Raw genomic sequence first — 13,724 nt, 5'->3', positions numbered from 1 at the left:
GGGCACGCACTCGGCGTTGACACACCCCTCCTCCGGCTTGCAAGTCGTTAGCGTCACCCCGTTGCAGCTGAGGATCTTCTTCAGATCGTTGGAGCAGATCGGATCGCACCGCCCCCCCTCCCCGAACGTCCCCGTGCTCCCCGCCTCCCCGCCCGCGCCGCCGGTGCCGCCGCTGCTGCCGCCGGTCCCGGTGGGGCCCGAGCCGGAGCCGGTGAGCCCGTGACGGTACGAGTCTGTGCACGCGGCGAACGAGCCCGTCACACCGGCTGTCGCCGCAAGTAACCCCACAATCGCGTGTCGACGGTATCTAGCCATGTTCGCCATCTCCACAGGGCTCCTTCCCCCACAAGCATCCTGAAAACTTCGCGCTTGCGAGCGTAACACGGTTCGCCCGCCGTGGGGAGGCCCGCGAAAGCGTTCGCATTTTTTCGAGGGAGCCGCGAGAGCGGGTTGCAGGTCCCAGGAATGCAATGGGCCGCCGGCATCGCGCCATCGCGCCCTAGCGCCGGGACGGACACAGAGCCACTGTTCAGCCAGCCGTCCTCACGCCTCTCCTGCGGGTAGGTGAGGTGGTGCATCAAATTTGGCCACCGCGACTTCCACGTACGTCGACCCCACTCCCGCTCAATGCTCGTCGTCGCCGTCCGACGCCGCCCCCGCCCGGCCGCTGCCGAAGACGCGGAAGAGCACGTACAGCGAAGGGAACAGAAGCACGGATCCGACGCCGAGCACCCAGACAAGCAATCGCAACGTCCTCGGGTTCGCCGCCGCGCCCTCGAGCGTCACGTCCGGCACCACAAGGAACGGGTACTGCGAGGCCGCCCAGCCGAGCAGGATCAGGGTGACCTGGGCCGCCGCCGCCAAGCGCGCCAGACGGAAACGGCGGGTCCACAGCCCGAAGAACGCCGCGGTGGCCGCGAGGCCCGTCGTGACGTGGAGCGGCCACGTGATCGGATGATCCGTCAGCCCCTCTCGAATGAGCGGGGCGCCCCGGAACGACGCCGTGAACGACGCCAGCGCGAGCGCCGCCACCACGCAGCCGGAGGCGAGCGCACGCAGCCGGAAATCGTCGACGAGCGCAGGCTCCTTCGCCTCGTTCGTCAGGTACACCGCCGCGAGGAACGCGAACAGGGCCAGCGCGAACAGCCCCACCACGAACGGAAACAGCGAGAGCCACGGCGCGAAGAAGCCGCTCGTCACCACCCCCGACGCCACCCGGATCCGCCCGGACGCCACCGCGCCGACGATCATGCCGAGCAGCACAGGCGCGATCACGCTCGCGAGCGAGAAGACGAACCCCCAGCGCTTCTGCCGCCGATCCCCCCGGGAGTCGTAGCTGCGGAAGCTGAACGCCGAGCCGCGAAACACGACGCCCACGAGGAACAGCGTGATGGGGACGTGCAGCGCGATCGAGATCGCCGCGAACGCGGGAGGAAACGCGGTGAAGAGCAGCACAACGACCAGGATGAGCCACACGTGGTTGGCCTCCCAGATCGGGCCGATGACCCGCTCGATGAGCGCGCGCTGCTCCCGCTTCCGGGGGCCGGAGGCGAGCAGATCCCACACGCCGCCGCCGAAATCGGCGCCCCCGAGCAGCGCGTACAGCACGAGCGCCGCCATCATCACCCCGCCGAGCAACCACTCAGTGCGCATCGGCCTCGCCTCCGCCGGACGCGCGCGGCGCGCCGCCGCCTCCCGTCCCCCCGAGCGGTGCGCCGCCGCCGCCCGTCACCCCGAGCGGCGCGCCGCCGCCGCCCGTCACTCCGAGCGGCGCGCCGCCGCCGCCGCCCGTCACCCCGAGCGGCGCGCCGCCGCCGCCCGTCACTCCGAGCGGCGCGCCGCCGCCGCCGCCCGTCACCCCGAGCGGCGCCGCGCGGAGCTGGCGCACCAGCAGGTAGACCACCACAACGCCGAGGAAGACATAGAGCGCCGTGAACGTCCAGAAGGGCGCCGCGAGGTGCGGGAACGGGGTCACCGCGTCGCGCGTGCGCATCGCGCCCCGCACGATCCACGGCTGGCGGCCGAGCTCCGTCACCAGCCAGCCGGCCTCCATCGCCACGATGCCGAGCGGGCTCGCCAGGATCACCGCCCAGAGGAACGGGCGCTGATCCGGGATCCCCCTGCGGCGCCACGCGAGCACCGCCCCGACCACCGCGAGCAGCGCCATCGCGGAGCCCGCCCCCACCATCACCTGAAACGAGAGGTGCGTCGCCGTGACCGGCGGCCACTCGTCCCGAGGGACCGCATCCAGCCCGGGTACCACCGCGTCAGGATCCGCGTGCAGGAACACCGAGAGCCCCGCCGGGATCTCGATCGCGTAGTCGACCTCGCCCCGCTCGACGTCGGGCAGGCCGCCGACGAGGAGCGGCGCGCGCGCCGAGGTCTCGAAGTGCGCCTCCATCGCCGCGAGCTTGGCGGGCTGCCCCGTCCCGACCTCCACCGCCGCATAGTGACCGACGAGCGGCTGCGCCAGCGCCGTCACCCCGGCGACCACGAGCGTCACCGCGAACGCCTTGCGGAACAGCGGGCTCGACGGGTGCCGCAGGAGCACCAGCGCGTGGATCCCCGTCATCACGAACGCCGTCGCCTGATAACACGCGAGGATGCCGTGCAGCGTCTCGTGCTTCCACGGCGGGCTGAACATCGCCGCGACCGGGTCGATGTCCGCGGGGCGCCCGTCCACCATCGTGAAGCCGGCAGGGTGGTTCATGCACGCGTTCACCAGGATGACGAAGAACGCCGACAGCGCGCCGCTCAGCGCGACCAGCGCGCCCGAGAGCAGGTGCAGCCTCGGCGAGAGCTTGCCGCGCCCGTAGAGGTAGATGCCGAGGAAGATCGCCTCCGTGAAGAACGCGAACCCCTCGAGCGAGAACGGGAGCCCTATCACCTCTCCGAACGTCCCCATGAAGCTCGGCCACAGGAGCCCGAGCTCGAACGAGAGCACCGTCCCCGACACGGCGCCCACCGCGAACAGGATCGCCGTCCCCTTCGCCATGCGCTTCGAGAACTCGAGGTAGTCTCGATCGCCCGTCCGGTGCCAGAGCGCGTCCGCGATGACCATGATCAGCGGCAGCGCCACCCCGGCGGCGGCGAAGATCATGTGAAATGCCAGCGACAGGCCCATCTGGGCCCGGGCATAGAGGAGGCTGTTCATGAGGCCCAGTGCGGCTCCCTTCTCCCGCGCGACAGCGACCGGCGCCGTGTCCGCTCTCCTGCGGGGACGGTCCGCGCGCTCCCGCCGACCATAGGGGGGCCCGCGCCAGGGACAAATAGGGGCGAACCCGGCTAAGCTCGACGCCAATGCAGACCCTTGTCGAGCTCGTCGCGAAGAAGCGCGACGGCGGGCGGCTGTCCGAGGACGAGATCGCGCGGATCATCCGCGCCCACAGCGACGGCGAGCTGGCCGATTACCAGATGGCCGCGCTGCTCATGGCGATCTTCTTCCGCGGCATGGACGACGCCGAGACCGTCGCCCTCACGCGCGCGATGCTCCACTCGGGCGACGTCCTCGACCTGTCCAGCGTGCCCGGACGGAAGGTCGACAAGCACTCGACCGGGGGCGTCGGCGACAAGGTCTCGATCTGCCTCGCCCCCCTCGTCGCCGCCTGCGGCGTCCCCGTCCCGATGGTGTCCGGCCGCGGCCTCGGCCACACAGGCGGCACCCTCGACAAGCTCGAGGCGATCCCGGGGTTCGACGTCGCGCTCGACGTCGACGCGTTCGCGCGCATCGTCCGCGAGGTGGGGGCGTGCATGATCGGGCAGACCGCGCGGATCGCGCCCGCGGACAAGCGCATCTACGCGCTGCGCGACGTGACCGCCACGGTCGAGTCGATCCCGCTCATCGTCGCCAGCATCCTCTCGAAGAAGCTCGCGGAGGGCATCGACGCGCTCGTGCTCGACGTCAAGGTGGGGCGCGGCGCGTTCATGAAGACCCTCGACGACGCCCGCGCCCTCGCGACCGCGCTCGTGCGCGTCGGGACCGCGGCCGGCAAGCGCGTCTCCGCGCTGCTCACCGACATGAGCGCCCCGCTCGGGCGCACCGTCGGCAACGCCATCGAGACCCGCGAGGCGATCGAGGTGCTGCACGGCCGCGGGCCGGGCGACCTCGTCGCGTGCACGCTCGCCCTCGGTGAGGAGATGCTGATCGCCGGCGGCGCGGCGGCGAGCGCGGCCGAGGCGCGGCCGAAGCTCGAGGCCGCCATCGCGAGCGGCGCGGCGGCCGAGGTCTTCGCGCGGATGATCGCGGCGCAGAAGGGCGATCCGGCCGTGGTGCACGACGCCGGCCGGCTGCCCCGCGCCCCCGTCGTGGTCGAGGTCGCCGCGCAGGACGAGGGGTACGTCGCCGCCGTCGATCCGCTGGAGATCGGCCTGTCGGCGGTCGCGCTCGGCGCCGGGCGGACGCGCGCCGACCAGCGCGTGGACCCCGCCGTGGGGATCGAGCTCGCCGCGGTGCGCGGCGATCGCGTGGACCGCGGCGCGCCCCTCGCCCGCATCCACGCGCGCCGGGCGGACGACGCGCGGGCCGCGGCCGATCGCGTCCGCGCCGCCTTCCGGCTCGGCCCGACGCCCGCAGAGGCGCCCGCGCTCGTGCTGGAGCGGATCGAGGCATAGCCGCGCGCGGGCGCTCGCGGACGGTCGCCGGCGGCGCGGGGTCCCACTAAGCTGCCGGCATGCGGACCCCGAGGCGCGACCTCACCACGCTCGGCTACCGGCGGATCATCCAGCTCCTCGTCTACCTGGTCATCATCCCCGGCGTGCTCCTGTCGGGCGTCGGCTTCCTCCTGCTCGTCCTCGGAGAGGCCCAGTACAACCTCATCATGGGGATCATCGTCCTCACGTTCTGCGGGACGCTCGCGACCGGGGTCATCCTCGTGTGGGTCTTCCTCCGGCGCGAGCGCAACCTGTCCGAGCTCCAGGCCGATTTCGTGTCCAAGGTCTCGCACGAGCTGCGCACCCCGCTCACGTCGATCCGGATGTTCACCGAAACCCTCACGCTCCGGCGCGGCGACACGATCAGCGAGGATCGCTGCATCGAGGCGCTCACCAAGGAGAGCGCCCGCCTCCAGCAGCTCATCGATCGGCTGCTCGACTGGGGGCGGATGGAGAGCGGCCGGCGCGTCTACGAGCTCTCGGAGCACCACATCGGGGAGATCGCCGACGAGGCGATCCACGCCTTCGAGCCGACCCGCGAGAAGCGCAGCGTCGAGCTCGACGTCTCCATCGACGCGAACCTCCCGCCCGTGCTCTGCGATCGCAGCGCGCTCGTCGACGCGATCGTGAACCTCCTCTCGAACGCCTACAAGTACGGCGGCCAGCCGAGGAAGATCAGCGTCTCCGCCCATGTCCTCAAACGGTCGGCGATGCTCACGGTCCGCGACAACGGCAAGGGCATCGCCCGCGCGGAGCACAAGCGGATCTTCGAGAAGTTCTACCGGGTCGACGATCTCCTGGCCCGGCAGCAGGAGGGCTCGGGGCTCGGGCTGTCGATCGTCAAGCATGTCATCCGGGCGCACGGCGGCAAGATCCTCGTCGACAGCGAGCCCGGGAAGGGCAGCACGTTCACCCTCGTGCTCCCGCTCCGGAGCACGCCCAAGGCGAGCGCCGCCGAGCGACGCGCGCAGGTCGCGGCGCCCGCGGTCGCCGCGGCGCACAACGACGCGTCGGATCACCGCGCCGACGCGAGCGCGCCGCCGTAGCGCGGCCGCCGCCGGTCAGGACATGAACATGCTAGAGGACCTCCTCAGCATGACCCGAACCCCTCAGACACCGGCGCGGACCGTCCTGCTCGTGGAGGACGACCCCAGCATCGCGATGGGTCTCGAGATGAATCTGACCGCCGAGGGCTACCGCGTCCTCGTGGCCGAGGACGGCGAGCGCGGGCTCGCGCTCGCCCGCGCCGGCGGGATCGATCTCATCATCATCGACGTCATGCTCCCCCGGCTGAACGGCTTCGAGCTGCTCCGCATGCTCCGGAACGAGCGGCGCACCCTGCCGGTGATCATGCTGTCGGCGCGCGGCGCCGAGATGGACAAGGTGATGGGCCTCGAGCTCGGCGCCGAGGACTACATCACGAAGCCGTTCAGCCTCGCCGAACTGCTCGCGCGCGTGAAGGCCGTGCTCCGGCGCGACGCGATCGCGCGCGCCGACGGGGCGCAGCTGCGCGCCGGCGACATCGTGATCAACGCGGCGACGCGCGAGGTCCGCCGCGGCGACGCGCTGATCGAGCTCACGGCGACCGAGTTCGACGTGCTGCTCTGCCTCGCCGAGGCGGGCGGCCGGGTCCTGTCGAGGGAGCAGATCCAGGCCAAGGTCTGGGGCCCGACGCACCACGGGACGCCGCGCACCATCGACAATTTCATCCTCCAGCTGCGCAACAAGCTGGAAGAGAACGCGACGACGCCGCGCCACCTGCTGACGGTGCGCGGCGTCGGCTATCGCTTCGTCCCCTGATCGCAGGGCGAGCGCCTCGGGGGCGCGCCCCGTCAGGGCGCCTGACAGAACTTGTTGATGTTGTCGACGAGGGGATCTTCCTGCTTGATCGCCTTCTCGATCGCCGCCTGGGCGGCGTTGCTCTTCTCCGCGTCGTTGGCGTCCGCCGCGGTCGCGAGATCGCGCGCCGCCTTGGCGACGTCCTTCGCCATGGCCTGGTACTCGCCCGAGAACTTCTGCAGCTCCGGGGTGGTCAGCTTCACCTGCGCCGCGTCGGCCGCCACCTTGTCCATCGCGTCGGCCATCGTCTTCAGCTCGCTCGACCCGCCCTGGTCGGTGCCGGCCTTGGTGCCTTTCTCGATGCTCTGAACGCCCTTGTTGATGACCTCGATGAGCGCGTTGCACTCCGAGACCTTGTTCTGGCCGCAGCCGCCAGCGCCGGCGACGAGCCCGAGCGCAGCGACGAGCGCTGCGCGGGTGACCTGGGTGCGCATTCTGCTGTGTCTCCTCATGTGGTGAGCGAGGCCGGTCCGCCCATCCCTAAACGCCTAGGCATGAACCCACATTTTGCGGGTACGTTTCAACATGGAATCGGCGATCGGCGTCCGCGGCCGCCGCGTGGGTCAGGACCGCACCCGCCAGTTCCCCTGGAAAGTTCGGCCGATGTCGTCTGCTGTCGGATCGGTGATGATGAGCTCCGGCCGGCCGCCTTGCGCGAACACGATCGTGTTCTGCCGGAAGACGCGGCCGAAGGCGATCGCCTCGTCCCGGTCCATGCCGTGGACGAGCCACGCCGGCTCGCGCCAGATGCCCTCCGGCTCCGCCTCGGAGCCGACGCACGGCTCCACCCGGTAACAGCCGAGGATCAGGAGATCGCGGAGGACGTGGTGGCGCTGATCGTTGACCCGGCGAGGGATGAGCATCGAGCGCGGGTTGTACGCGGTGAGCACCGCGAACTTGCGGGTCAGGAGCTCGGGGAGCCCGGCCTGATCCTGGACGATCTCGCCGTCCAGCGAGACGCGCAGCGTCCCCGCCGGGGTGGGGAACTCGTAGATGGTCGAGAAATACGACCGGAGGAGCGTCTGATCCATCGTGCAGCGGTGGGTGTGAGGGGGCCGCGGCGCTCGGCGTACCGGGTGCGTCGCCTTGCAGAGGGGCCCGTGGCGTGAGCGCCCGGGCCGCCGGGCGCGACGGCGCAGGGTTACCAGAGACGCGCGGCTCTGGCTACTCGCCGGCGCCGCTCGTCGCCAGACCACCGCCGGACCACGCCAGAGCCCGGCGCGCGCTTCCCCTGACCCGCCCGGTGCGCTAAGCGTTCCGCGCGATCGACCGGCCTGCCCGCGCGCACCGCGCCGGCGGCCCTGACCCCCTGCGCCCGATGCCACGATGATCGAGGTCGAGCACCTCTCCAAGTCCTACGGCCCCCACCAGGCGGTGAGCGACCTCTCGTTCCAGGTGAGCCAGGGGGAGATCGTCGGGTTCCTCGGGCCGAACGGCGCAGGCAAGAGCACCACCCTCCGCATCCTCGCGGGGTTCCTCGGCGCGACGTCCGGCCGGGTGCGGATCGCCGGCCACGACATCGCCGAGGAGCCGATGCGCGCGCGGGCCTCGCTCGGGTACATGCCCGAGACCTCGCCGCTCTACCCGGAGATGCGCGTCTCGGAGTACCTCGCGTTCCGCGCCGAGCTGAAGCTCGTGCCGCGGCGCGCGCGCGGCGAGGCCGTCGCGCGCGCCCTCCGCGACGCGCGCGTCGAGGACGTCGCGAGCGTCCTGATCGGCCACCTCTCGAAGGGCTACCGCCAGCGGGTCGGCCTCGCGGACGCGCTCGTCGGCGACCCGCCGCTGCTCATCCTGGACGAGCCGACGGCGGGCCTCGATCCGAACCAGATCCGCGAGGTGCGCGCGCTCGTGCGCCGGCTCGGCCCGGGCCGCACGGTGCTCCTCTCGACGCACATCCTCTCCGAGGTCGAGGCGACGTGCACGCGGGCGCTCGTGATCGCCCGCGGGAGGCTCGTCGCGGAGGGCTCCATCGACGAGATCCGCGCGATGCGCCGGTCGTCCGGCGCGCGCGTCGTCGTGCGCGGGGCGGCGGACGCGGCGCTCGCGGTGGCGCGCGGCGCGGCGCAGGTCCGCTCGGCCGAGGCGGAGGACGCCGGCGAGGCAGCGCGGCTCACGGTCGAGTTCGACGCCGGCGCCGACGCGGGCGAGGCCGCCGAGCGCCTCGTCGCCGCGCTGGTCGCCGCGGGCTTCGGGGTGCGCGAGCTCGTCCCCTGCGCCCCTTCGCTGGAGCAGGTCTTCTCCGAGCTGACCGCGGCCGACGACGCTGACGCGCGGGGCGCCGCCGGAGAGCCGGCCGAGCCCGGGGCGGAGGGCGGCGAGGCGCCTCGGCCGGCGGCCGGGAACCGGAAGAAGAAGGGCAGCGCGGCTCGGCGCGGCGAGGGCGGCGCGGTGAAGGAGCGGCGGTGAGGGGCTTCTGGCCGATCTTCAAGCGAGAGCTCTTCTCGCTCTTCGTGACGCCGCTCGCGTGGGTGCTGATCACCACGTTCCTGCTGGTGCAGGGCGTGCACTTCTTCCTGATCGCGACGCAGTTCGCCGGCGAGGTGGAGCTCTCCGCCGACACGGGCCCGGTGCAGGTCTTCTTCGGGCAGACGATCCTGATCTACCTGCCGCTGCTCTTCGTCTGCCCCCTGCTCACGATGCGCCTCTTCGCGGAGGAGCGCAGGAGCGGCACCATCGAGGCGCTGCTGACGGCGCCGGTCGGCTCCGCCGGCGTGGTGCTGGCGAAGTACGCGGCGGCGCTCGTGACGTACGTCGCGATGTGGGCGCCGACGCTGCTCTACGTCGTCCTCATCGGCAGGACCGGCGAGCTCGACTGGCGGGTCGTGGGGTCGAGCTACCTCGCCGTCTTCGCGGTCGGCGCCGGCTACCTCGCGATCGGGACGATGACCAGCGCGCTCACGAAGAGCCAGCTCATGGCCGCGGTGCTCAGCACGATGGCGGTGATGGGCATGTTCATCCTCGGCATCGGCGAGTTCATCTTCCCGGACGGCCCGGCGCACGACCTCTGCGCCTACGTCTCGGTGTGGACGCAGATGAACGACTTCTCCCGCGGGATCGTCGATCTGCGCCGCCTCGTGTTCGACGGGACGGTGGTCGCGCTGCCGCTGTTCGTGACCGTGCGCGCGGTGGACGCGTGGAGGTGGGGCTGATGTCCGGAGAGCGGCCCGCGCAGGCCGGGGCTCCGCCGCCGGGCACCTCGCTCGGCGAGAAGCTCTCGGCGAGCGTCGGGATCATCGCGGCGATGGTGCTCGCGGTGCTCGTCAACTTGCTCGTCGCCCGGCACTACAGGCGCTGGGACTGGACGCAGGGCGGGCTGTACACGCTGAGCGACGCGACCGTCTCGACGCTGCGCTCGATCGAGGAGCCGATCCGCGTCTACGTCCTGCTCTCGGAGGGCGATCCCCTGACGCTCTCGGTGCGGCACCTGCTCGACGCGTACCGGGCCGAGAACCCGCGGATCGAGGTCGAGGTGACCGATCCCGACCGGCGCCCGGCGGAGTTCCTGGCAGTGCAGCAGCGCTACGGCGTCGTCGCGGGCAAGACGGACGACGGGCGCATCGTCACGGACGCGGCGATCATCGTCGCGCGCGGCGATCGGCCCCATTTCCTGACCGCGAGCGACCTGGTCGAGGTCGAGGACGAGGACGACCTGCGGTCGCGCCCGCGGCTCGAGCAGGCGCTGACCGGCGCGATCCGGAGCGTCCTGCGCAGCGAGCGGCCGCTGGTCTGCTTCGCGGCCGGGCACGGCGAGAGGTCGATCGAGGCCGGCGGCGCCGGCGGGCTCGCGGCGCTCAAGGACAGGCTCAACAAGAACAACTACGAGGTCGTGGAGCTCGGCGGCGGCCGCAGCGGCGGCGGCCGCGACGACGACGGCCACGGCGACGAGGAGGAGGCCGGCGCCGCGCCGTCGGAGCCCGCGCCGGAGGTCGATCTCGACCGGTGCCGGGTGCTCGTCCTCGCCGGGCCGAGCCAGCCGGTGCCGGCCAGCGACGTGGCTCGCTACCGCGCGTTCATCGAGAAGGGCGGCAGCGCGCTGATCGCGCTCGGCCCCGTGCCGGACGAGAGCGATCAGCGGTACGTCGACCTCGGGCTCTCGGGCCTGCTCGCCGTGGCGGGGGTCCAGCTCCGGTCGGACTTCGTGTTCGAGCTCGACCCGAAGCTCCGGTCGACGCAGGGCTTCGGCGAGACCTTCGCGCCGATCGTCAGGCCGCATCCGATCACCGAAGGGCTCATCAAGGCGGCCGATCAGGGGCTCGGCCCGGTGCTCACGGTGGCGAGCTCGCTCGCGCCCACGGCGAGCGGGCCGGTGGCCCCGGCGCCCCTGCTCGTGACGAGCGACCAGGCCTTCGGCATGGTCGATTTCTTCGGCTGGGCCCGGGACCCGTCCGAGCCGAAGCCGCGCGACGGCGATCACCCGGGGCCGCTCACGGTCGCCTGCGCCTCGGAGCTGCCGAAGCCCGCGGGGTCCAGCGCCGCGCACGGGCCGCGCGTCGTGGTGGTCGGCTCACCCGGCGTGCTCTACGGCGCGAACTGGCAGAGCCCCGAGCTCCGCGGGACAGCCGTGTTCGTCGAGAGCGCGCTGTCCTGGCTCGCCGCGAGCCCGCCCATGCTCGACATCCCGGACAAGCCGGCGTCCACGGCGGGCCTCCGGATCAGCGAGGACTCGCTCGCCGGGATCTTCCGCTACGTCATCGTGTACATGCCGCTCGCCGCGGCCCTCCTCGGCCTCGCCGTGTACCTGGCCCGGCGCGGCTCCGAGCGCCGCCCCGGCGACAAGGGGGGCCCCGGCGCGCCGGCCGGACGCGGCGCGTCGGCCGAGGCCGAGCGCGAAGGATCGCCGTGATGCGGCCCCTGCGCCGGCACGCGACGACGTTGCTCCTGGTCGTGCTCGCCGCCACGGCGGCCGTCGCGCTGCTCGTCCTCGACCGGGGCTCGGTGTCCACCGACGAGGCCGAGCGCCGCAAGAAGCACCTCTTCGAGGCGTGGCGGCCCGACGAGATCACCGAGCTCACCGTGACGATGGCCTCGCCCGGCGCGCCGCAGACCGCGCGGCTCACCCGCGGCGAGGTCGACGACGCCGGCCAGCGCCCCTGGAACGTCGAGATCGACGGGCAGCGTTACCCGGCCGACGAGCCCACGGTCGACCAGCTCCTCGGCACGCTGGAGTTCGCGACAGCGGAGCGGCGCGTCTCCGCGGAGGCGAGCGACCCGGCCGCCCTCGGCCTGGCCTCGCCCAGGCTCTCGATCGCGCTCGCGATGGGCCCGCGCCGCGAGCGCCTGCTGCTCGGCGGCGGCGCCCCGACGCCGCCCGGCGCGGTCTACGCCGAGGTCGCGGGCCGAGGTGTCTTCGTCATCACGAAGCAGCTCGCCTCGGCCCTCGATGTACCGCCGGATCGCTTCCGGTCGCGGAGCTTCGTCCCCTACGTCGCCGCGGAGCTCTCGGGCCTCACGCTCGACGGCGACGGCGGATCGCGGCGGTTCTCGCGCGCCCCCTGGGGCGGCGGCCGCGGGGCCGGCTTCCGCTTCGCGGAGGGCTCGCCCGAGGGCAGCGGCGTCCGGGTCAGCGCGCCGGCGCTCGACCTCGTGCTCTCGGCGCTCGGCCGCATGCAGGCCGACGCGTTCCTCTCCGAGGAGGAAGCGAGGCAGGCCGCGGCGTCGGGCGGCCCCCGGGTCACGCTGACGCTGGAGCCGAGCGATCCCGCGGCGAAGCGCGGCGTGATCGACGTGGGCGGCGCCTGCCCGGGCCGGCCCGACCACGTCGTCGCGGTGCGGCGCGAGCCCACGCGCGCGGCCGCCTGCGTGCCCGCGAGCGTTCTCGATCCGCTCACCGAGGAGGCGCCGCGCTTCGTCGATCTCGCGCTCGTCGCCGCGCCGCTCGACGAGGTCGCCGAGGTGAAGCTCGCCGCCGGCGAGCGTTCGCTGGAGCTCGCGCGCGCGGGCAGCGAGTGGCACCTGCGGGCCCCGCAGGACCGTCCTGTCCCGACGGAGACGGGCCGCGCCCTCGTCCAGGCGATCCTCGACGTCCGCGCCACGCGCCTCCTGCCCGGGGCGAGCGATGTCGCGGCGCTCGGCCTCGCCTCGCCTCGGGCCACCCTCCGCGTCGTCTCGACGCCGCCGGGCGCGGCAAGCGAGGGCGAGCCGCAGGAGCGGATCGAGACGCTAGAGATCGGCGCCGAGCAGGCCGGTGTGGTGCACGTCCGGCGGCTCGAGGACGGAGCGATCGCCGAGATCCCTGCCCTGGCCGCCGGCGCGCTCCTCCCTTCCGAGGTGTCGCTGCGCTCCATGAAGGTGTTCGATTTCACCCCCGATCAGGTCAGCGCGCTGCGGATCGAGCGCCCCGGACTGGTCCAGCGGCTCCGCCGGACGGACGAGGGCGCCTGGCGGCTCATCGAGCCGAGCGGCGACGGCCTCGAGGCCGACGGCGGGCTGGCGGACGAGCTCGCCGAGCTGCTCGCCGGCCTCCAGGCCGAGCGCTGGATGACCGCGTACGCTGACCAGAGCTACGGGCTCGGCGCGCCCCGGCTCACGGTCGAGGCCGAGCTCGACCCCGCGACGGAGTCCGGCGCTGGAAGCACCGGCGCGGCGACGCGCGCGGCCCGGGTGGAGCTCGGCGCGCGCGCCGGCGCGGGCTCCTTCGCTCACGCCGGGGACGGCGCTGCGGTGTTCGTCGCGCCGCCGTCGCTGGAGGCCGCGGCCGGTCGCCTGCTGCTCCGCCGCGACGTCTTCCTCGTCCCGCCTCACGAGATCGCGCGGGTGACGCTGGCCCCTCGGGGCGCGAAGCCGGTCGTGCTCGAGCGCTCGGCGGAGGGCTTCACGATCGCGGGAGCGGCCGATCGGGCGCGCGCCACCGCGCTGGCCGCGGGCGTCCGGGACGCGCTCGCCGATCTTCGGGCCGAGGGCGCCGTCGCGCTGGGCGAGCCGGAGCGGCATCATGGCCTCAGCCCGCCCCGCCTCCGGATCTCCGTCGAGCTTTCCAGGCCGCAGGCCGCCCCGGCGGAGGACAGCGACGCGGTCCCGCCGCGGGCGCCCGCGGGGTCGTTCACGATCGCGATCGGCGCGGGCGACGCCTTCCGCGGCACGAACGTCGTCTACGCCCGGCGCGACGGCGTGCGCGCGGTCTACGCCATCGCGCAGTCCCGGGTGCGGCCGCTCCTCGAGGCGGCGGGCATCGCGGGCGACTGAGCGGCCGCGGCCCGATCGAACGGACTATTTCGTTCCGATGGCTCACCTGTGCT

Annotated in this window: 12 protein-coding genes; 8 read left to right on the top strand and 4 right to left on the bottom strand. The window is 73.1% G+C overall.

The window, feature by feature from the left end:
• The first annotated feature begins 88 nt into the window (after nucleotides 1–88).
• Nucleotides 89–223 carry a hypothetical protein gene (locus WMF14_RS14000; RefSeq protein WP_437801452.1) on the top strand — a complete coding sequence of 45 codons (135 nt, stop codon included), beginning with the start codon at nucleotides 89–91 and terminating at the stop codon, nucleotides 221–223.
• A 401-nt stretch (nucleotides 224–624) separates the two neighbouring features.
• On the opposite strand, the gene WMF14_RS13995 is transcribed toward WMF14_RS14000, so the two are convergent.
• Complete coding sequence (locus WMF14_RS13995) at nucleotides 625–1,653, bottom strand: cytochrome d ubiquinol oxidase subunit II (RefSeq protein ID WP_437801451.1); 1,029 nt, start codon at nucleotides 1,651–1,653, stop codon at nucleotides 625–627.
• Nucleotides 1,643–3,154 (bottom strand): cytochrome ubiquinol oxidase subunit I, encoded by a 1,512-nt coding sequence (locus WMF14_RS13990; protein ID WP_437801450.1) that lies wholly within the window; start codon nucleotides 3,152–3,154, stop codon nucleotides 1,643–1,645. The genes WMF14_RS13995 and WMF14_RS13990 overlap by 11 nt, the downstream gene beginning before the upstream one ends.
• Nucleotides 3,155–3,300: 146 nt before the next feature.
• Here WMF14_RS13990 and WMF14_RS13985 point away from each other — a divergent pair, with 146 nt between their 5' ends.
• Genes WMF14_RS13985 through WMF14_RS13975 form a run of 3 tightly spaced genes read left to right on the top strand, consistent with a single transcriptional unit; the run spans nucleotide 3,301 to nucleotide 6,450 of the window.
• A complete protein-coding gene (locus tag WMF14_RS13985) occupies nucleotides 3,301–4,611 on the top strand; it encodes a thymidine phosphorylase (protein WP_272103264.1) in 1,311 nt (436 codons plus the stop codon).
• A gap of 59 nt (nucleotides 4,612–4,670) precedes the next feature.
• Entirely contained in the window at nucleotides 4,671–5,696 is a 1,026-nt protein-coding gene (locus tag WMF14_RS13980) for a sensor histidine kinase (RefSeq protein ID WP_437801449.1), read from the top strand.
• A gap of 49 nt (nucleotides 5,697–5,745) precedes the next feature.
• Entirely contained in the window at nucleotides 5,746–6,450 is a 705-nt protein-coding gene (locus WMF14_RS13975) for a response regulator transcription factor (protein WP_272103262.1), read from the top strand.
• Nucleotides 6,451–6,482: 32 nt separating this feature from the next.
• Here WMF14_RS13975 and WMF14_RS13970 read toward each other — a convergent pair whose 3' ends face one another.
• Together WMF14_RS13970 and WMF14_RS13965 are read right to left on the bottom strand one after the other, a co-directional pair.
• Nucleotides 6,483–6,923 carry a hypothetical protein gene (locus WMF14_RS13970; protein ID WP_272103261.1) on the bottom strand — a complete coding sequence of 147 codons (441 nt, stop codon included), beginning with the start codon at nucleotides 6,921–6,923 and terminating at the stop codon, nucleotides 6,483–6,485.
• 129 nt (nucleotides 6,924–7,052) lie between these two features.
• Nucleotides 7,053–7,520, bottom strand: a complete 468-nt coding sequence (locus WMF14_RS13965; RefSeq protein ID WP_012235064.1) for a DUF3293 domain-containing protein — start codon at nucleotides 7,518–7,520, stop codon at nucleotides 7,053–7,055.
• A 295-nt stretch (nucleotides 7,521–7,815) separates the two neighbouring features.
• On the opposite strand from WMF14_RS13965, the gene WMF14_RS13960 reads away from it, so the two are divergent.
• Genes WMF14_RS13960 through WMF14_RS13945 form a run of 4 tightly spaced genes read left to right on the top strand, consistent with a single transcriptional unit; the run spans nucleotide 7,816 to nucleotide 13,671 of the window.
• The gene (locus WMF14_RS13960; RefSeq protein ID WP_272103260.1) at nucleotides 7,816–8,895 is read left to right on the top strand and encodes an ABC transporter ATP-binding protein; all 1,080 of its coding nucleotides are present in this window, start codon (nucleotides 7,816–7,818) and stop codon (nucleotides 8,893–8,895) included.
• On the top strand, nucleotides 8,892–9,638 hold the full coding sequence (locus WMF14_RS13955) for an ABC transporter permease (protein ID WP_012235062.1): 747 nt from the start codon (nucleotides 8,892–8,894) through the stop codon (nucleotides 9,636–9,638). The genes WMF14_RS13960 and WMF14_RS13955 overlap by 4 nt, the downstream gene beginning before the upstream one ends.
• The gene (locus WMF14_RS13950) at nucleotides 9,638–11,332 is read left to right on the top strand and encodes a GldG family protein (RefSeq protein ID WP_437801448.1); all 1,695 of its coding nucleotides are present in this window, start codon (nucleotides 9,638–9,640) and stop codon (nucleotides 11,330–11,332) included. Before WMF14_RS13955 ends, WMF14_RS13950 begins: the two co-directional genes overlap by 1 nt.
• Nucleotides 11,332–13,671, top strand: a complete 2,340-nt coding sequence (locus WMF14_RS13945) for a DUF4340 domain-containing protein (protein ID WP_437801447.1) — start codon at nucleotides 11,332–11,334, stop codon at nucleotides 13,669–13,671. The genes WMF14_RS13950 and WMF14_RS13945 overlap by 1 nt, the downstream gene beginning before the upstream one ends.
• The last annotated feature ends 53 nt before the right edge of the window (nucleotides 13,672–13,724 follow it).

It is taken from the genome of Sorangium sp. So ce693, assembly GCF_051521375.1.
GTDB lineage: Bacteria > Myxococcota_A > Polyangia > Polyangiales > Polyangiaceae > Sorangium > Sorangium atrum.
The sequence above is the reverse complement of the archived record's forward strand: the minus strand, read 5'-3'. Positions and strand labels throughout refer to the sequence as shown.

Coding starts and splice junctions, on each gene's coding strand:
- WMF14_RS13995 (WP_437801451.1), bottom strand. CDS start 1,653: ATGCGCACTGAGTGGTTGCTCGGCGGGGTGATGATGGCGGCGCTCGTG.
- WMF14_RS13990 (WP_437801450.1), bottom strand. CDS start 3,154: ATGAACAGCCTCCTCTATGCCCGGGCCCAGATGGGCCTGTCGCTGGCA.
- WMF14_RS13985 (WP_272103264.1), top strand. CDS start 3,301: ATGCAGACCCTTGTCGAGCTCGTCGCGAAGAAGCGCGACGGCGGGCGG.
- WMF14_RS13980 (WP_437801449.1), top strand. CDS start 4,671: ATGCGGACCCCGAGGCGCGACCTCACCACGCTCGGCTACCGGCGGATC.
- WMF14_RS13975 (WP_272103262.1), top strand. CDS start 5,746: ATGACCCGAACCCCTCAGACACCGGCGCGGACCGTCCTGCTCGTGGAG.
- WMF14_RS13970 (WP_272103261.1), bottom strand. CDS start 6,923: ATGCGCACCCAGGTCACCCGCGCAGCGCTCGTCGCTGCGCTCGGGCTC.
- WMF14_RS13965 (WP_012235064.1), bottom strand. CDS start 7,520: ATGGATCAGACGCTCCTCCGGTCGTATTTCTCGACCATCTACGAGTTC.
- WMF14_RS13960 (WP_272103260.1), top strand. CDS start 7,816: ATGATCGAGGTCGAGCACCTCTCCAAGTCCTACGGCCCCCACCAGGCG.
- WMF14_RS13950 (WP_437801448.1), top strand. CDS start 9,638: ATGTCCGGAGAGCGGCCCGCGCAGGCCGGGGCTCCGCCGCCGGGCACC.
- WMF14_RS13945 (WP_437801447.1), top strand. CDS start 11,332: ATGCGGCCCCTGCGCCGGCACGCGACGACGTTGCTCCTGGTCGTGCTC.